17 protein-coding genes, 2 tRNA genes and 2 other RNA genes are annotated in these 18,427 nt (G+C 57.8%); 11 read left to right on the forward strand and 10 right to left on the reverse strand.

All coding sequences use genetic code 11. The features are described 5' to 3' along the window. Positions 1 to 117 precede the first annotated feature (117 nt). The 5 genes from AWX27_RS16580 to rssA form a co-directional block, all read right to left on the reverse strand. Positions 118 to 1,128, reverse strand: a complete 1,011-nt coding sequence (locus AWX27_RS16580; RefSeq protein ID WP_060423814.1) for an NAD-dependent epimerase — start codon at positions 1,126 to 1,128, stop codon at positions 118 to 120. Positions 1,129 to 1,137: 9 nt separating this feature from the next. After that, positions 1,138 to 2,481 (reverse strand): UDP-glucose dehydrogenase family protein, encoded by a 1,344-nt coding sequence (locus AWX27_RS16585; RefSeq protein WP_060423817.1) that lies wholly within the window; start codon positions 2,479 to 2,481, stop codon positions 1,138 to 1,140. Positions 2,482 to 2,524: 43 nt separating this feature from the next. Then, positions 2,525 to 3,442: a UTP--glucose-1-phosphate uridylyltransferase GalU gene (gene galU, locus AWX27_RS16590; protein ID WP_060423820.1), complete on the reverse strand. Its 918-nt coding sequence runs from the start codon at positions 3,440 to 3,442 to the stop codon at positions 2,525 to 2,527. Between the two features lie 213 nt (positions 3,443 to 3,655). Continuing rightward, on the reverse strand, positions 3,656 to 4,669 hold the full coding sequence (rssB, locus tag AWX27_RS16595; protein ID WP_038877239.1) for a two-component system response regulator RssB: 1,014 nt from the start codon (positions 4,667 to 4,669) through the stop codon (positions 3,656 to 3,658). A gap of 103 nt (positions 4,670 to 4,772) precedes the next feature. Next, on the reverse strand, positions 4,773 to 5,675 hold the full coding sequence (gene rssA, locus AWX27_RS16600; RefSeq protein WP_047730554.1) for a patatin-like phospholipase RssA: 903 nt from the start codon (positions 5,673 to 5,675) through the stop codon (positions 4,773 to 4,775). 118 nt (positions 5,676 to 5,793) lie between these two features. On the opposite strand from rssA, the gene AWX27_RS16605 reads away from it, so the two are divergent. From AWX27_RS16605 to AWX27_RS16645, 9 genes are all read left to right on the forward strand, one after another. Next, the gene (locus AWX27_RS16605; RefSeq protein WP_038877235.1) at positions 5,794 to 6,258 is read left to right on the forward strand and encodes a YchJ family protein; all 465 of its coding nucleotides are present in this window, start codon (positions 5,794 to 5,796) and stop codon (positions 6,256 to 6,258) included. Positions 6,259 to 6,326: 68 nt separating this feature from the next. Further along, positions 6,327 to 7,175 (forward strand): formyltetrahydrofolate deformylase, encoded by an 849-nt coding sequence (gene purU, locus AWX27_RS16610; protein ID WP_060423821.1) that lies wholly within the window; start codon positions 6,327 to 6,329, stop codon positions 7,173 to 7,175. 176 nt (positions 7,176 to 7,351) lie between these two features. Next, positions 7,352 to 7,436: transfer RNA gene (locus AWX27_RS16615), tRNA-Tyr, on the forward strand. Positions 7,437 to 7,650: 214 nt separating this feature from the next. Further along, positions 7,651 to 7,735, forward strand: a tRNA-Tyr gene (locus tag AWX27_RS16620). Between the two features lie 47 nt (positions 7,736 to 7,782). Beyond that, positions 7,783 to 7,910, forward strand: a non-coding RNA gene (locus tag AWX27_RS16625) — RtT sRNA. Positions 7,911 to 7,957: 47 nt separating this feature from the next. Continuing rightward, positions 7,958 to 8,085: non-coding RNA, RtT sRNA (locus AWX27_RS16630), on the forward strand. A gap of 194 nt (positions 8,086 to 8,279) precedes the next feature. Continuing rightward, entirely contained in the window at positions 8,280 to 8,852 is a 573-nt protein-coding gene (locus AWX27_RS16635; RefSeq protein ID WP_033647601.1) for an LOG family protein, read from the forward strand. 101 nt (positions 8,853 to 8,953) lie between these two features. Then, the gene (xthA, locus tag AWX27_RS16640) at positions 8,954 to 9,760 is read left to right on the forward strand and encodes an exodeoxyribonuclease III (RefSeq protein WP_060423825.1); all 807 of its coding nucleotides are present in this window, start codon (positions 8,954 to 8,956) and stop codon (positions 9,758 to 9,760) included. 44 nt (positions 9,761 to 9,804) lie between these two features. Beyond that, positions 9,805 to 10,206 (forward strand): pyrimidine (deoxy)nucleoside triphosphate diphosphatase, encoded by a 402-nt coding sequence (locus AWX27_RS16645; protein ID WP_060423827.1) that lies wholly within the window; start codon positions 9,805 to 9,807, stop codon positions 10,204 to 10,206. Between the two features lie 21 nt (positions 10,207 to 10,227). Here AWX27_RS16645 and AWX27_RS16650 read toward each other — a convergent pair whose 3' ends face one another. The 5 genes from AWX27_RS16650 to AWX27_RS16670 form a co-directional block, all read right to left on the reverse strand. Further along, positions 10,228 to 10,524 carry a YnjH family protein gene (locus AWX27_RS16650; protein WP_049271911.1) on the reverse strand — a complete coding sequence of 99 codons (297 nt, stop codon included), beginning with the start codon at positions 10,522 to 10,524 and terminating at the stop codon, positions 10,228 to 10,230. After that, a complete protein-coding gene (locus tag AWX27_RS16655; protein ID WP_060423830.1) occupies positions 10,521 to 12,446 on the reverse strand; it encodes a DNA topoisomerase III in 1,926 nt (641 codons plus the stop codon). The genes AWX27_RS16650 and AWX27_RS16655 overlap by 4 nt, the downstream gene beginning before the upstream one ends. Continuing rightward, a complete protein-coding gene (gene mnmH, locus AWX27_RS16660; RefSeq protein ID WP_060424104.1) occupies positions 12,446 to 13,555 on the reverse strand; it encodes a tRNA 2-selenouridine(34) synthase MnmH in 1,110 nt (369 codons plus the stop codon). Before mnmH ends, AWX27_RS16655 begins: the two co-directional genes overlap by 1 nt. 8 nt (positions 13,556 to 13,563) lie before the next feature. Beyond that, positions 13,564 to 14,607: a selenide, water dikinase SelD gene (selD, locus tag AWX27_RS16665; protein ID WP_060423833.1), complete on the reverse strand. Its 1,044-nt coding sequence runs from the start codon at positions 14,605 to 14,607 to the stop codon at positions 13,564 to 13,566. A 157-nt stretch (positions 14,608 to 14,764) separates the two neighbouring features. Then, positions 14,765 to 15,316 (reverse strand): NAD(P)H nitroreductase, encoded by a 552-nt coding sequence (locus tag AWX27_RS16670; protein WP_060423835.1) that lies wholly within the window; start codon positions 15,314 to 15,316, stop codon positions 14,765 to 14,767. Between the two features lie 160 nt (positions 15,317 to 15,476). Between AWX27_RS16670 and sppA the strand changes: the two genes are divergently transcribed. Continuing rightward, the gene (sppA, locus tag AWX27_RS16675; protein ID WP_060423838.1) at positions 15,477 to 17,333 is read left to right on the forward strand and encodes a signal peptide peptidase SppA; all 1,857 of its coding nucleotides are present in this window, start codon (positions 15,477 to 15,479) and stop codon (positions 17,331 to 17,333) included. Positions 17,334 to 17,426: 93 nt separating this feature from the next. Then, on the forward strand, positions 17,427 to 18,427 hold a 1,001-nt coding region (gene ansA, locus AWX27_RS16680; protein ID WP_060424106.1), incomplete at its 3' end, for an asparaginase.

Here is an 18,427-nt window from a genome sequence, read left to right on the forward strand (position 1 = left end):
TGTACCCGCCCTCCTATCCTTTTAGTAAATATCCTAATTCGCTTTTCCTTCGATCATGAAATTTCAGTGAAAAAAAAGGGACCCTAAGGCCCCTGTATCGCATTAAATCTCGTCCAATTATTGAACCTGATAGAATGCCTTATACCAGTCAACAAAGCGCTTCACACCCTCTTCAACGCCGGTTTCCGGTTTGAAACCAATGTCACGATAAAGCTCTTCCGTATCCGCACTGGTATCCATCACATCGCCTGGTTGCATCGGCAGCATATTCTTACGGGCGGTGACCCCCAATGCCTGCTCCAGCGCGCTGATATATTCCATCAGTTTTACGGGAGCGCTATTGCCGATATTATAAACATGGTACGGAGCAGAACTGGTCGCCGGCGATCCCTGTTCAACGGTCCAGGATGGATTTGCCTGCGGAATAACCGCCTGCAAGCGCACTATCGCCTCAGCGATATCATCGATGTAAGTAAAATCGCGATGCATTTCGCCATGGTTATATACGTCGATGCTCTCCCCCGCCAATATGGCTTTGGTGAATTTGAACAGCGCCATGTCCGGACGCCCCCAAGGGCCATATACGGTAAAGAACCGCAGTCCGGTCGTCGGGAGACCGTATAAGTGGGAATAACTGTGCGACATCAGCTCATTGGCTTTTTTGGTTGCCGCATACAATGACACCGGATGATCGACACTGTCTTCCGTGGCAAAAGGCAACTTGCGATTCAGGCCATATACCGAGCTGGAGGAAGCATAAAGTAAATGCTCGACCTTATTGTGACGGCAGCCTTCCAGAACGTTTAAATGGCCAATCAGGTTGGCATCCGCATAAGCCAACGGGTTGACCAGCGAATAACGTACGCCGGCTTGAGCACCCAAATGAATGACTCGCTGGAACTGCTGCTCGGCAAACAATGCCGCCATACCTTCACGGTCAGCCAAATCCAGCTTGATAAAGCGGAATCCCGGCTTATCCGTCAGTCTGTCCAGACGAGCCATTTTCAGGCCCACGTCATAATAGTCGTTCAGGTTATCGATGCCTACAACCTGATGGCCGGCGGCCAATAAACGCTCTGCAACGTGATAACCAATAAACCCTGCGGCGCCTGTAACCAGGAATTTCATACCCACTCCTTAAATAACTGGTTTAATCGAGGCTCCGCGGCCAATCGCGTAGTAGGTAAAGCCGCGATTTTCCAAACGCTCAGGATCGTACAGGTTACGCCCATCAAAGATCACCGGCTGCTTCAGTGCACTCTTGATCACATCGAAGTCCGGTGCGCGGAAGTTCTGCCATTCAGTGCAGATCACCAAAGCATCGGCGCCGTGCAACGCAGCTTCTTTGGTTCCCATCAGCTTCAAATCGTCGCGCTGACCATAGATGCGTTGAACTTCGTTCATCGCTTCCGGATCGTAGGCTTGAACGGTGGCGCCGGCAGCCCACAACTTCTCCATCAGCACGCGGCTGGACGCCTCACGCATGTCATCGGTATTCGGCTTGAACGCCAGGCCCCACAGCGCGAAGGTTTTACCCTTCAGATCGCTGCCGAAATAGTCTTTGATAAAGCTGTTCAGCTTGTCTTTCTGTTGGTAGTTGACCTGCTCTACCGCCTGCAGCAGCTTCGGTTGGTAACCGATCTGCTCCGCCGTGCGGATCAACGCCTGGACATCTTTCGGGAAGCAAGAACCACCGTAGCCGCAGCCAGGGTAGATGAAGTGATAACCGATGCGTGAGTCAGAACCGATGCCCTGACGCACTTTCTCAATGTCCGCACCCAGCATTTCCGCCAGGTTGGACATTTCGTTCATAAAGCTGATCTTGGTCGCCAGCATACAGTTGGCGGCATATTTGGTCAGCTCTGCGCTGCGGATATCCATCATGATCATACGATCGTGATTGCGGTTAAACGGCTCGTACAGCTCGCGAATAGGTTCGATCACATCTTTATTATCGGTACCGATAACGATGCGCTCAGGGCGCATGCAGTCTGCCACCGCCGCGCCTTCCTTCAGGAATTCCGGGTTAGACACCACGTCGAACGGCACGTTGCTGCCGCGCTTCGCCAGCGTATCCGCCATCACCTGACGCACCTTGTCCGCCGTGCCGACCGGAACGGTGGATTTGTCGATCACCACTTTGCGATCGGTCATGTGCTCAGCGATGGTGCGAGCAACCGCAGTGACATATTTCAGGTCAGCGGAACCGTCTTCATCCGGCGGCGTACCGACGGCGATGAACTGGATATTCCCGTGCGCCACGCCCGCTTTGGCATCGGTAGTGAAATGCAGACGGCCGGCCTCATAGTTTTGCTGCACCAGCGGCGTCAGGCCCGGTTCAAAAATCGGGATATTTCCTTTTTTCAGGTTTTCGACTTTTCGCTCATCGACGTCAATGCACATAACGTCATGGCCAACTTCAGCCAGCACGGCGGCCTGCACCAGACCCACATAACCAATACCAAAAACTGTTACTTTCATGTGAAAATCCTAGTTTTTCAAATTAAGACGAAAGATCACTCAATTATTTCTTGTCAGCGGCAACAACCTGTTGCAGCCACTGAGAAAATTCTTTACCGAGGCTGGCATGGCGCATACCGTATTCCACAAATGCCTGCATGTAACCCAGTTTGTTGCCACAATCATGGCTCACGCCTTTCAGGTGATACGCTTCCACCGTTTCCTGCTGCATCAACATTTCGATGCTGTCAGTCAGCTGAATTTCGTCGCCGGCGCCTGGAGGCGTTTTCGCCAACAGCGGCCAAATATCGGCGGACAGCACGTAACGACCGACAATCGCCAGATTGGAAGGCGCTTTATCCGGCGACGGCTTCTCGACCACGCTGACCATCGGCGCGCTTTCGCCCGGTTGCAGCTTGACACCTTTACAATCGGCTACGCCGTAGTTTCCGACATCTTTATGCGGCACGGGCTCAACCATGATCTGGCTGACGCCGGTGGTTTCGAAGCGCTGCAACATTTCGCGCAGGTTATCTTTTTTCGGATCGGCGCTGTATTCGTCGAGGATCACGTCCGGCAACACCACGGCGACCGGCTCATCGCCCACCATCGGATAGGCGCACATGATAGCGTGCCCCAAACCTTTGGCATTCCCCTGACGGACTTGCATTACGGTAACGCCTTTCGGGCAGATCGATTGCACTTCATCCAGCAATTGGCGCTTGACGCGTTTTTCCAGCATCGCTTCCAGTTCGAAACTGGTATCAAAATGGTTTTCGATCGAGTTTTTGGAGGAGTGGGTGACCAACACAATCTCGTTAATCCCTGCCGCAATACACTCATTGACGACGTATTGGATCAGCGGTTTATCAACCAGCGGCAGCATTTCTTTTGGAATGGCTTTGGTGGCCGGTAACATCCGCGTACCCAAGCCTGCAACCGGGATCACGGCTTTTCTGACTTTGCGATTTACAGCAGGCATTATTTCCTCTCTTAAAGCTAAAGCGCTCATTTTATGAGCTTGGGCTCGATATAAAAAAACCTCCGGAGTATACCAGCTTATGCGCGCCGAGCATTAGCCAGAACACAAATCGAAAACATTTAGGACTATTACCCGTTCTGATAATCGGGAGAATAAATAAACGGTTTAATTACCGATAAGTGAATAGCTTAAGATCTCGCCGCTCGGCGCCCGTTATTCAGCGCTCAGCATCAGCCGCAATCGGCCCCCGCTGCCCCACACCTGACATTGCCAGGCGGTGCAACGTTGACTGATCTGGTTCATATAGGTAGCCCCTAGCGTCCCCAGCGGTACGCCGTTGCTCAGCTGAATTTGATTATCCCCGGTATTGACGTTGGCATGCAGCCCGGCGGACACCAGAATCAGGTTCTTATTTTCGGCGTGGTAATATCCCAGCAACAGTGGGAATTGGCCATCTAATTTCCCCTGCCGCAATAATTGATTAACCTGCTTTAACAATGCTGACATTTGCGGCAGACGATGTTGTTGATTAGCCAGATGGTCTTGCAGCAACCCATTAAATAATGCGCGCAACAGCAATGCCGCCAATACGCCATTATCGCCGGCGCGCGTGACGTCCAGGCAATAGAATGCCAGGTCTTTTTCTGACAACGCGGCAATATCCAGCACCAGGCCGGGATTTTCGCCCGTGGTTAACTGCCGATAGTTGATCCGGCAATGTGCAATGGTCTGCTGTACCGGCGGTTGCAGTTGTTTAAGCAGTTTGACGGCTTCGGAAGGGTTTTTGCTCAGCGCATCCCAATCCTGAAACAGCTCAACCTCTTCAATCGCCTGAGAGGTGAACATATTGGGGTATAAACACGCCAGCACCGCTTCACGCAGGCGATTGAGATCGGTCAGGGGCTTCAGCAGGACATCCTGTACGCCCAAGCGTAACACCTTGGCAATGTCGGCCATCTTGTCGGTGGCCGAGATCACCAGCACCGGGATCTGCCCCCCCTGCAAACGCAGGTGCTCAACGAATTCGATACCGCCCATTTCCGGCATCGCGAGATCGCACAGAATCAGATCGGGCTTGAAGTCATCGACGGCACTCAGCGCCTGCAAACCGTTGGTCGCCTCGCCGGTTTCAGCGCCCAGCGAGGTCAAATAACCGACCAGCACGGAACGAAAAACCTGTTCGTCCTCAACGATCAAGATGCGTTTGTGAGTGAGTGGTAATGCCATCAGCCGAGCCTCGTCCCTTTCCATAGTGTAATAGTGGCTCAAAAAGGTCACTTATGCTCGTCTGAATCAGACCGACCGCGCATTGCCAACCAAGAACCGAGAATTATCTATTTTTTATCAACGGCAACAACCGATCCAGTTGTTTTTCCACCGCCAGTAACCCTGCCTCGATCGCTTCATCGGCGCGGTGGAAATCCAGCGTCGAGATTTGCGGGCAAAAAGGTTGGATCAGCACGTCCGGCGGATCGCTCGCCATCCGGTTACGCTTCAGGCGATTTTCCAGCATCTGAATCGAGGTGCCCATAATCTCCATCGCCGTCGGCGCCGTCGTCGGTTTACGCTGTCGCATTCTGCCGACGCGCTCTCTCAGACGCCCGCGCCAGGTATCGGCAGGCGCATCGTCCGAACTTTCGTCCTCAATGCGTACCGAGAACAAATCCTGCTGCATCAGGTGCGCGTCATGCTGCAGATCGACCGCGATGACGATATCGGCACCCAGCGCCCGGCAGAGCGACACCGGCACCGGATTGACCACCGCGCCGTCCACCAGCCAATAGCCGTCGGCCCACACCGGCGCCAGCAGGCCAGGCATGCTGCAGGAAGCGCGCACCGCCTGATGAATATCGCCTTCGGTCAGCCACAGTTCGCGGCCGGTGCTGAGATTGGTCGTCACGGCGCCGAACTTCAGCGCGCATTCGGCAATATCGTTGATCTTCAATAGCTGTCCGACGGCGTTAAACACCCGATCGCCGCGCAACAAGCCACCACGCTGCCAGGAAAAGTCCATCAGACGAATCACGTCCCAATAGCTGAACGACCGCACCCACTGCTCCATCGCCGGCAGGCGATGGCTGGCGAACGCCGCGCCCACTAACGCACCGACAGAGCAGCCGGCAACGATATCGACCTCAATTCCCAGTTTCTTTAACGCATTGATCACGCCGATGTGCGCCCAGCCTTTAGCCGAGCCAGCTCCCAGCGCCAGTCCGATCTTGATTTGCCGCATAGCGCCATCCTCTCGGTAACAGGGGGTATCTGCTTTCAGGGTAGATTGTCACTGACGAATATTGTTAGGTAACATATGCGCTAAATTCATTTTCTGCCTCGTCTTCTCAGGAGTTATTTTGCCCGAATCATGCCCATGCGGCAGCGGACTAGCGTATAACGCATGCTGTGCCCCTTTTATCAGCGGCAATCAACCGGCGCCGACGCCCGGCCAGCTGATGCGTTCACGCTTCACCGCCTACGTGAATCATAACGTCGATTATCTGATCGCTACCTGGCACCCCGACTGCGGCGCCGAAGCCTGGCGCAATGCGATCGTCGACAGCTTTAAAAATACCGAATGGCTGGGCCTGACGATCGTGGAAGAGAAAGCCGGCCATGAGCCGGACGAAGGCTTCGTCGAATTCATCGCCCGTTTTACCGATGGCGAAAGCGGCGAACCGCAGGCGATGCATGAGCGCTCGCGCTTCCTTCGTCGCGATCAACGTTGGTATTATATCGACGGCACCAAACCCCAGCCCGGCAGAAATGCAATTTGTCCCTGTGGCTCAGGGAAAAAATACAAGAAGTGCTGCGGGCGCTAGCCGGCCGGCGCTTCACGTTTACGCCTGCGCAGACAGGCCGTTCAGTATCAGACAGGATCCTCAAACCCATGCCACACCAAAATGTACAACGGAAAGTGTTACGCACCATCTGCCCGGACGCCAAAGGGCTGATCGCCAAGATCACCAACATCTGTTACAAGCACGAACTCAATATCGTTCAGAATAATGAGTTCGTCGATCACCGCACCGGGCGTTTCTTCATGCGTACCGAGCTGGAAGGCATTTTCAACGACAACACGCTGCTGGCCGATCTGGACAGCGCGCTGCCGGAAGGTTCGCTGCGCGAGCTGCACAGCACCGGGCGCCGCCGCATCGTGGTGCTGGTCACCAAAGAGGCCCACTGCCTGGGCGATCTGTTGATGAAAAGCGCCTATGGCGGCCTCGACGTTGAAATCGCCGCCGTGATCGGCAACCACGACACGCTGCAAACGTTGGTGGAACGTTTCGATATTCCTTTCCATCTGGTGAGCCACGAAGGCTTGACGCGTGAGCAACACGACCGCGAAATGACGGCCCAGATCGATCAATATCAGCCGGATTACGTGGTGCTGGCCAAATATATGCGCGTGCTGACCCCGGCCTTCGTGCAGCATTATCCGAATCAGGTGATCAACATTCACCATTCGTTCCTGCCGGCGTTTATCGGCGCGCGCCCTTACCACCAGGCCTATGAGCGCGGGGTAAAAATCATCGGCGCCACCGCCCACTACGTTAACGACAATCTCGACGAAGGCCCGATCATCATGCAGGACGTGATCCACGTCGATCACACCTATTCCGCCGAGGATATGATGCGCGCCGGGCGCGACGTAGAGAAAAATGTGCTCAGCCGCGCGCTGTATCAGGTGCTGGCACAGCGCGTCTTCGTCTACGGCAACCGCACCGTTATTCTGTAATCGTTCAATAAATCGGTGCATTTCGTTCAGGGATGCACCGTCAAGAATAAAAAAACGGCAAACGATTCATTTTCTGCATTTCAATGCTTTACACATCCGCTTCATTTGATATGATGCGCCCCGCTTACCGAGACAGCGCTCTCGCAAGCAAGGCCAGTTAAATAGCCATGTAATATGGTGGGGTTCCCGAGCGGCCAAAGGGAGCAGACTGTAAATCTGCCGTCACTGACTTCGAAGGTTCGAATCCTTCCCCCACCACCATCTTTTCGTTGCTGATACGCATTGGGTTAAAGCGAATCAGAAAGGGAAGGATAACGTGCTTTAGCGCGGCCCGAAAGGGTGAGGAACGAAGTGACGAATAATCCTTCCCCCACCACCATCTTTTCTCCGCTAGGAGCGAAGAAGCAGTAAAGAAGCCGGCCAGGTTTCTTCCGGATAAAACCGGAGCAACAATTAGTAAATCCATGAATATCATGGTGGGGTTCCCGAGCGGCCAAAGGGAGCAGACTGTAAATCTGCCGTCACAGACTTCGAAGGTTCGAATCCTTCCCCCACCACCATCTCTTGCAAAAACTCCCTAAACCGACTTAAAGCACACCGCATCCATATTGCTCCGCACTGGGGAAGGATGAGAAGCTTCGACCAAGGTTCGAGTCTCACGCAGTGAGACAACGCGCTTCAGCGCGGCCCGCAGGGTGAGGCGCGCAGCGACAAATCATCCTTCCCCCACCACCATCTCTTGCAAAAACTCCCTAAACCGACTTAAAGCACACCGCATCCATAATGCTCCGCACCGGGGAAGGATGAGAAGCTTCGACCAAGGTTCGAGTCTCACGCAGTGAGACAACGCGCTTTAGCACGGCCCGCAGGGTGAGTCGCACAGCGACGAATCATCCTTCCCCCACCACCATCTCTTGCAGAACATTCCCAAATCGACTTAAAGCACATCGCCCCCAATGCTCTCGTATCAATAAAACTCAATTACCCCCCCTTATTCCCCGCGTTCACCTCGATGTTTTATTTCCTCACTCCCAGCCGTAACTTGAACTCCGGCCGACAATTCGCTATACCACTGGCTTCTTTAGTGCAGTAAGGAACAGGTGGATGCGAAACAATATTTGCGTTTTTTGTGGCGCCAGTGAAGGCGTCAATCCCGCTTATGCCGAGCAGGCTCGTCAACTGGGGCAGCTGCTGGCCGCACAGGGGCGCCGTTTAATCTACGGCGGCGGCAAGAAAGGATTGATGGGGATCGTGGCAGATGCCGTGTTGGCGGCGGGCGGTGAAGCTGTCGGCATTATCCCCGAGCGCCTGGTTGAAGCGGAAACCGCGCATCGCGGCCTGACCGAACTGGAAGTGGTGCCTGATATGCATACGCGCAAAGCCCGTATGGCCGCGCTGGCGGACGGTTTTATCGCCCTGCCCGGCGGCATCGGCACGTTGGAAGAGTTGTTTGAAATCTGGACCTGGGGACAAATCGGCTATCACAACAAGCCGGTCGGCCTGCTGAACGTTAACGGCTTCTACCGCCCGCTGAGCCAATTCCTCGAACACGTCGCCGATCAGGGCTTTATGCGCCACGACTATCTCGGCACCCTGCACATCAGTGAATCGGCGCAAACGCTGCTGCAACAGTTTGACGATTATCAACCCAAAAATTACGACCGCTGGGCGAAATAAACCCGCTGCGCAGCCAGCGGCCCTACCGCTGTCTGCGTTACATTTCCCGCCAAACTCTGCTACTATCACAGCACATTTTTCTCGTGAAAACGGCACCGCTCATGAAGTTTGTCTCTTTTAATATCAATGGACTGCGCGCGCGTCCGCATCAGCTGGCGGCAATTATCGAACAGCACCAGCCCGACGTGATCGGCCTGCAAGAAACGAAAGTTCACGACGACATGTTCCCGCTGGAAGAAGTCAGCCAGCACGGCTATCACGTGTTCTATCACGGGCAAAAAGGCCATTACGGCGTAGCGCTGCTGACCAAAGCGGAGCCTCTGGCCGTGCGCCGCGGTTTCCCGACCGATGAAGAAGATGCGCAGCGTCGCATCATCATGGCCGATCTGGCGACGCCGCAGGGCACGCTGACGGTGATCAACGGCTACTTCCCGCAAGGTGAAAGCCGTGACCACCCGATCAAATTCCCGGCTAAAACACGCTTTTATCAGGATTTGCAAAACTACCTGGAGCAGCAGCTGTCGGTGGAATCCCCGGTGTTGATCATGGGTGACATGAACATCAGCCCGAGCGATTATGACATTGGCATCGGCGAAGACAGCCGTAAACGCTGGCTGCGCACCGGCAAGTGTTCCTTCCTGCCGGAAGAGCGCGAATGGATGGACCGCCTGCTGAACTGGGGCCTGGTAGACACCTATCGCCACGCCAACCCGGGGCGCAACGACGAATTCTCGTGGTTCGACTACCGTTCCAAAGGGTTCGACGACAACCGCGGCCTGCGTATCGATCTGCTGCTGGCCAGTACCCCGCTGGCTTCGCGCTGCATCGCCACCGGCATCGATTATCAAACCCGCGGTATGGAAAAACCTTCCGACCATGCGCCGGTCTGGGCGGAGTTTACGCTGTAACCCCATCACCCCGGCGCTCGCCGGGGTTTTACTCTGTGAAGCCAATGAAAATTATCGACGTGGTAGCCGCTATTCTGGAACAGAACGGCCACATTTTACTGGCCCAGCGCGGCACAGGCAGCGATCAGGCCGGTCTGTGGGAGTTTCCCGGCGGCAAGGTTGAAACGGGCGAAAGCCAGCCAGAAGCGCTGGCGCGCGAGCTGGATGAAGAATTGGGAATTTGCGCCCGTATCGGCGACTATGTGGGCAGCAATCAGTGGCAGCAAGGCGAACGCATCATCCGCCTGCACGCCTGGCAAGTCACGGCGTTCTCCGGTGAACTGCAACAGCGCTGCCACTCGGCGTTGGTCTGGGTTACGCCGCAGCAGGCGCAGGAATACGCCCTGGCGCCCGCCGACGTTCCACTGCTGGCGGACTATATCGCCGCGCAAAGCGGTGCACGCTGAGCGCGGCGACAGGTTACATCGTCACTTCTTCAATCGCACCCAAATCAAGGGGTTGGTGCCGATGGTGTTAGGCTCACGCACGCACTGCAGCACTTCCCCTTCCACTTTAAGCACCGCGCCCTCGGAATAGTTTTGATTCTGGTAGACGCAACAGCGGTTGCAGGGCTGTGCCGGCGGTGGGTTGACGCCGCTTTTGGCCGTGCCCCAAATCTCCGGCGAAACCGGTAACACCACGTCCACATCGCCGCGATTGGCGACTGCCAGGCCGGAAAACATCAGGGCAGCGGCAGCCAATCCCCCACTGAGTCCACGCTTCATTCACTCTTCTCCTGCGCCTTGCCGGCGCTTTTCCTGCGTTTTTTGCCTCCGCTGGAGGGCGGCGGCGGCAATCCACGAAACGCCATGCTCGCCCGGCTCTGCTTAGCCTGATAAATCAGCTCTTGCAGCGTGCCGACCAACGGCTGCATAAAGTCCTGATAGCGGCAGGATTTCTCGCTGATTTGCGTCAGCGTGGCTTCCCAGTTGGCCGTCATATCAGGGCGCGCAGCAAGATCCGGCAGCGAGTGAATCAACGCGCGCCCGGTTTCGCTGGAGTGAATATAGCGTCCCTTCTTGTACAGAAACGCCCGCTTGAACAGCAATTCGATGATCCCCGCTCGCGTCGCTTCCGTTCCTAAACCATCGGTCGCCCGCAGGATTTTCTTTAACGCTTTATCTTGTACGAATCGCGCGATGCCGGTCATAGCCGACAACAGACTGGCATCGGTAAACGGCCGCGGCGGCTGCGTCTGGCGCTCCACCACTTCACCGCGTTCGCACAGCAGCTCATCGCCTTTGTCCACCACCGGCAGCGGTGCACCTTCGTTTTCCTCATCGCGCTCCTTGCTGCCCAGCAGCGTGCGCCAGCCGGCTTCCGCCAGGAAACGCGCCTTGGCGATAAATTTGCCGCCGGCGATATCCATCTCGATCACGCATTTGCGGAACACCGCATCCGGACAAAACTGCATCAGGTACTGGCGCGCCACCAGCCCATACACGTTCCGTTCATCCTGCGTCAAATTGACCTTGCCGGCGCGGGCGGTGGGAATGATGGCATGGTGCGCATCGACCTTTTTATCGTCCCAGCAGCGGTTGCGGCGATCGCTGTCGATCACCGGCTGCGGATACAGCTCGGGTTGGTGCACGCTGATGGCGTTCAGCACCGCGTGGCGGCCGGCAAAATGCTCTTCCGGCAGATAGCGGCAGTCGGAACGCGGATAGGTGATCAATTTGTGGGTTTCGTACAGCCGCTGGCAAACGTCCAGCACCTGTTGCGCGCTGAGGTTGTAGCGCCGGGCCGCCTCGATTTGCAGCGTGGAAAGCGAGAACGGCAGCGGTGCGGTATCTGATTCCCGTTTATCATTATAGGCCGTGACCAGGGCCGGCTGGCCCTCGATGCGCTTGACCACGTGTTCCGCCAACGGCCGGTGCAGCAAACGCCCTTCTTCATCCTGATAAGGTTCACAGGAGTCGCTGGGTTGCCACAGCGCCACAAAGCGTTCTTCTTTCGGCGTGACGATGTGCGCCTTAACCTCAAAGAAGTCTTTTGGCACGAAGTTTTCGATCTCTTCGTCGCGACGCACCACCAATCCGAGCACCGGCGTCTGCACCCTGCCCACCGACAGCACGCCGTCGTAACCGGCGTTGCGGCCCAACAGCGTATAGGCGCGGGTCATATTGATGCCGTACAGCCAGTCGGCGCGCGAACGCGCCAGCGCGGACACGCACAGCGGGATAAAGTCTCGGTTGTCGCGCAGGCGCTCGACCGCACGCTCCACCGCCTGCGGGTTGAGATCGTTGATCAGACAGCGGCGCACGTTCTGGCGCTTCTCCGCCGTCAAATCCAGGTAGTCCAGCACCTCATCCACCAGCAGTTGCCCTTCGCGATCCGGGTCACCGGCGTGAACCACTTCATCGGCTTCGAGCAGCAGCTTTTTAATCGCGTTGAGCTGTTTGCTGACCGAAGGCCGCGGCTGCAAGCGCCATTTTTCGGGGATGATCGGCAGATCCGCCAACGACCAGCGCGCATAGCGGCTGTCATAGGCGTCAGGCTGAGCCTGCTCCAACAGGTGGCCGACGCACCAGGTCACCACGTCGTTGTTGCCACAGGCGATATAGCCGTCGCCGCGGCGATGCGGCTTGGGCAAGACGTCGGCAATGGCGCGCGCCAAACTCGGTTTCTCGGCTATGAACAGTCGCATTAATCACCGTTTTTCTGGCTGAACGTCATCAAGAATTCTCTTACTTCTGCATAGTTCCCACGGAAGACGATCCGCTGGGCTTTCTTTTCCAACTGATAGCAATACATCGGATCGTAGTACTGCTGCAACAGAGGCGCCAACCATTCGCGGTGCGCGTCGCCCTGGCCGCTGAGGCGCTGAGCCCGCAGCGCCGCCTCCAACCGCTGCGTCAGCTGCTGGAAGCGCTCCAGGCCCAAACGGCGGCGGATGGCGAACAGGCCGTGATGCAAATAGTCGTCGTACTGCCGCCAGCCTTCTTCCACGCCATAGGCCTGTTCGAACTGTTCGCGCATACCGTCGATATATTCCGCCTGCAGGCGCGCCAGGCGAATGTCGAACGGATCGTCGATCACCGCCACCGGCGCCTGCTGCATGCCGTTGAACAACGGCAGCGGCAGATTGTTGCTGCCGATGATCCGCCCTTCGTCCTCCAGCACCCAACGGCGGCTGCCACCATGCTGTTTTTTCAGCAATAACACAGCCAGACGATTCTCAAAATCTATCTGCGAGCTCTGTCCCGACAACGTTCGGCCAAAAGATGAACCGCGATGGCGCGCCGCGCCTTCCAGATCGACGCCGTCGGCCAATTCGTTGACCAGCAGCGTCTTGCCGCTGCCGGTATTGCCGCCCACCAGGGCCATCGGCAATGCCGCGCTTTGCGTCAGTACACCGAGCAGATAATTGCGCAGTGCCTTATAACCGCCAGTGATACGCGGATAATCCACGCCGGCCTCATGCAGCCATTGCTGCACCAGCTGCGAGCGCAGCCCGCCGCGGAAGCAGTAAATATAGCCTGCGGGCCTCTCTGCGCAGGCCGCCAGCCAGGCGGCGGTGCGCTGTTCGCGCAGTTTGCCGTTCACCAGGCTGTGGCCAAGCGCGATCGCCGCTTGTTGCCCATGCTGCTTATAGCAGGTACCGACCGCCTGGCGCTCGCTGTCGATCATCAGCGGTAAATTCACCGCCTGGGCGAAGGCGCCCTGCTGAAACTCGATCGGCGCGCGCACGTCAATCAGCGGCACGTCCTGCAGGAAAATGCGTGGGTAATCGTCGCTGTCCGGCCTTCCTTGCATGTTGGACACTACGCAACCTCGATCAGCGGCTGCCCGGTCTGTGCGGCATGCAATTCGCCGATAGCGTTAAGCGTGATACCGTGCTGCTCGGCAATTGCCAGCACCTGCGCCTCCGACTCAGGCAATACCGCCAACAGCAAGCCGCCGGAGGTTTGCGGATCGCACAGCAGCTGGCGCTGCAAATCGCTCATCTCGCCCACCAGATGGCCATAGCTGTCGAAGTTGCGCCCGGTGCCACCCGGCACGCAGCCTTCGGCAATATACGCCTCGACGTCCGGCAGCTTCGGCACCCGATCGAACCAGACCGTCGCCTGCAGACCGGAGCCCTGGCACACCTCGCTCAGGTGACCCAGCAGGCCAAAGCCGGTGATATCGGTCATCGCCGTAACGCCCGCCACCTCGGCAAAGTCGGCGCCCGGCTTGTTCAGGCGGCACATCACTTCCGTCGCCAGGCCCTGATGCTCTGGGCGCAGCTTGCTTTGCTTCTCGGCGGTCGTCAGCACGCCGATGCCTAGCGGCTTGGTCAGATAGAGTTTCGCACCGGCCTGTGCGGCGCTGTTTTTCTTCACCCGCTCGGTATTGACCACGCCGGTCACCGCCAGGCCGAAAATTGGTTCCGGCGCATCGATGGAATGGCCACCGGCCAGCGCGATGCCCGCCTGCTGGCAGGCGAAACGCCCGCCGTCGATCACCTGCTGCGCCACCTCCGGTGGCAGTTTGGCGATCGGCCAGCCAAGAATGGCGATCGCCATGATCGGTTTGCCGCCCATGGCGTACACGTCGCTGATGGCGTTTGCGGCCGCAATGCGGCCGAAATCGAACGGATCGTCGACGATCGGCATGAAGAAATCGGTGGTGCTGATGATGCCGACGCCGTTGCCGATGTCGTACACCGCCGCGTCGTCGCGGGTTTCATTGCCGACCAGCAGGCGCGGATCGACAAACTTTTCCCGCTCGCTGTGCAAGATGGTTTCGAGAACTTTCGGTGAGATTTTGCAGCCGCAGCCAGCGCCATGGCTGTACTGGGTTAAACGGATCGCTGGCGATGTCATAGTCCACTCCCTTCGGTAACGGCACTCAAGATATCATAGGGTAGCGCTTGCCGAGGGGATTGATAAGAGCGGGCCGCCGATATGCGAACGGCCTGCTCAGAAACCATGCAATTTTGCGGGGTTTGGCGCATTTTCGCCGCGCCCCGCGGGAGAAAACTCAGAAATAGCTGACGAAAGGCGCGCTGTCCGGCGGCGTCACCTTGGTGGCGGCCTTCAGCTGTGGCGTGCCCAGATAGAGGAAACCGACGATCTCATCCTGCTCGCGGCAGCCGAAGGCTTCGCGCACCAGCGCATGCTCGGTCCAGGCGCCGGTGCGCCAGATGCCGTTAAAGCCCTGCGCCAGCGCCGCCATCTGCATCGCCTGCACCGCGCAACCGGCGGAAACCACCTGCTCCCAGCGCGGCACCTTGGTCTCTTCAGTACAGTGGGCGATGACGGTGATGATCAGCGGTGCGCGGAACGGCGCCTTGGTGGCCTTTTCGATCGCCGCTTCGTCCAGTTGATCCTGCTTCGCCGCCGCCTGCAGCAGCTGGCTGAAGCGCTCCAGGCCCTGATTTTCGATCATCACGAAACGCCACGGCTGCAGCGCGCCGTGATCGGGCGCACGCAGGCCCGCGTTGATGATATTTTGACGCACTTCCCCCGCCGGCGCCGGTTCCGCCAGGCGCGAAGCCGAGCGGCGATTCAATAAAAGATCCAGAGCATCCATCGTAAACTCCTGATAACAATTTTCATTCCGGCCACGTTAACATAGCTAAACGACGAGTTACAGCCTCGGCGATAGCGTCTGCGTGCCACGATTTAAAGCTGACATTTACCCGGCCGCTCATTAGGATAGCGGAACATTCTCGACTCTTGTTGGAGAGCACATGCGCACATTGTGGCAAATTATTGCCGGCATTTTCCGGTGGACATGGCGTCTGCTGAATTTTATCAGGGAACTGATCCTTAACCTGTTCCTGGTCTTGCTGATCCTGGTTGGGGTCGGCATCTATCTGTCCTTCCAAAGTTCCTCCACCTCGACGGCCCCGGCGCGCGGCGCGCTGCTGGTTGACTTAAGCGGCGTGGTGGTCGATCAGCCTTCGGTAAACAACCGGGTGCGGCAATGGGGCCGCGAACTGTTGGGTGCCTCCAGCAGCCGCCTGCAGGAAAACTCGCTGTTCGACGTGGTGGACAGCATCCGCAAGGCCAAAGACGACAAAAACATTACCGGCATGGTGTTGCAGCTGAATGACTTCGCCGGCGCCGATCAACCGTCACTGCGTTATATCGGCAAGGCGCTGCGCGAGTTCCGCGACAGTGGCAAGCCGATCTTCGCCATCGGCGACAGCTATAACCAGACGCAATATTTCCTGGCCAGCTACGCCAACAAAATCTACCTGTCGCCGCAGGGCGCGGTCGATCTGCACGGTTTTGCCACCAACAACCTGTATTACAAGTCGTTGCTGGACATGCTTAAAGTCACCACCAATATCTTCCGCGTCGGCACCTATAAATCGGCGGTCGAGCCACTGATCCGCGACGATATGTCCCCGGCGGCGCGCGAAGCGGACAGCCGCTGGATTGGCGGCCTGTGGCAGAACTATCTGGAAACCGTGGCGACCAACCGCCAGCTGACGCCGCAGCAGCTGTTCCCGGGCGCTGCCGGCGTGTTGAGCGGCCTGCAGGCAGCCGGTGGCGACACCGCCCGCTATGCGCTGGACAATAAGCTGGTGGACGAGCTGGCCTCGCGCACCGCGATCGAAAATCAGCTGGTCAAGGCCTTCGGCTGGGATAAACAGGCGAACGATTTCAACGCCACCAGCATCTACGACTACCAGCCGAAGCCGGACGCCAACCAGGGCGGTAAGATCGCCGTGGTGTTCGCCAACGGCGCCATCATGGACGGCCCGCAGACGCCGGGTAACGTCGGAGGTGACACTACCGCCGCCGAGCTGCGCCAGGCGCGCCTGGATCCGGCCATCAAGGCCGTCGTGTTCCGCGTCAACAGCCCGGGCGGCAGCGTCAGCGCATCCGAAGTGATCCGCTCCGAACTGGCCGCCGTGCGCGCCGCCGGCAAGCCGGTGGTGGTTTCGATGGGCGGCATGGCCGCGTCGGGCGGCTACTGGGTTTCGACGCCGGCCGACTACATCATCGCCAGCCCGAGCACCCTGACCGGCTCCATCGGCATTTTCGGCATCATCAACACCTACGAGAAAACCCTGGATACGCTGGGCGTGCACACCGACGGCGTGGCGACCTCGCCGCTGGCCGACATTGCGGTCACCAAGGCATTACCGCAAGAGTTCTCGCAGATGATGCAGCTGAACATCGAAAACGGGTATAAGAACTTCCTCGATTTGGTCGCCAAATCGCGCAAGATGACCCCGCAGCAGGTTGACCAAATCGCGCAAGGCCACGTCTGGCTCGGCAGCGACGCCAAGGCCAACGGCCTGGTCGATCAATTGGGCGATTTCGACGACGCGGTGAAGAAAGCCGCCGAGCTGGCGAAGCTGCAGCAGTGGCAGCTCGACTGGTTCGTCGATACCCCAAGCCTGAGCGATATGGTGCTCAGCCAGTTCGGCATTTCCATTCACGCCATGCTGCCGGCGGCGATTCAGGCCATGCTGCCCGCCCCGCTGGCCTCGGTCGCCAACGCGGTGAAAGAACAGCCGGGCTTGTTCAATAACCTGAACGATCCGCAAAACCGTTATGCGATCTGCCTGACCTGCGGAGAAGTCCGCTAACAAATAATTCTGCAGCCCGGCCATCGCCGGGCTTTTTTTCTGCCGCCATGCCCCTATAATTCAGCCCATCTTATCTTTGTTAAAATCATGACCATGCAAAAGAAATCCATTTACGTCGCCTACACCGGCGGCACCATCGGCATGCAGCGTTCCGATCACGGCTATATCCCGGTTTCCGGCCACCTGCAGCGCCAGCTGGCGCTGATGCCCGAATTCCATCGCCCGGAAATGCCGGATTTCACCATTCATGAATATGCGCCATTGATCGACTCTTCGGACATGACGCCGGAAGATTGGCAGCACATCGCCGACGACATCAAACAGAACTACGATCGCTACGACGGCTTCGTGATCCTGCACGGTACCGACACCATGGCGTTCACCGCATCGGCGCTCTCCTTCATGCTGGAAAACCTGGCTAAACCGGTGATCGTCACCGGTTCGCAGATTCCGCTGGCGGAGCTGCGCTCCGATGGCCAGACCAACCTGCTCAACGCGCTGTATCTGGCGGCTAACCATCCGGTGAACGAAGTCAGCCTGTTCTTCAACAACAAGCTGTTCCGCGGCAACCGCACCACCAAAGCGCACGCCGACGGCTTTGACGCCTTCGCCTCCCCGAATCTGCCGCCGCTGCTGGAAGCCGGCATTCACATTCGTCGCCAGCACGGCATCGACAGCCCGGCTTGCAACGGCGCGCTGCGAGTGCACGACATCACGCCGCAGCCGATCGGCGTGGTCACCATCTATCCGGGCATTTCCGGCGCAGTGGTGCGCAACTTCCTGTTGCAACCGGTCAAGGCGCTGATCCTGCGCTCCTACGGCGTCGGTAACGCGCCGCAGAAGGCCGAGCTGATCGACGAGTTGCGTGCGGCCTCCGAACGCGGCATCGTGGTGGTCAACCTGACGCAATGCATCTCCGGGCGCGTCAATATGGAAGGCTACGCCACCGGTAACGCGCTGGCGCACGCCGGGGTGATCAGCGGTTTCGACATGACGGTGGAAGCCGCCTTGACCAAGCTGCACTACCTGCTGAGCCAGCCGCTGACGCCGGAACAAATCCGCGCCCTGATGCAGCAAGACCTGCGCGGCGAACT

Source organism: Serratia sp. 2880STDY5682894 (assembly GCF_001537385.1).
In the GTDB taxonomy this organism is placed as follows: domain Bacteria; phylum Pseudomonadota; class Gammaproteobacteria; order Enterobacterales; family Enterobacteriaceae; genus Serratia; species Serratia nevei.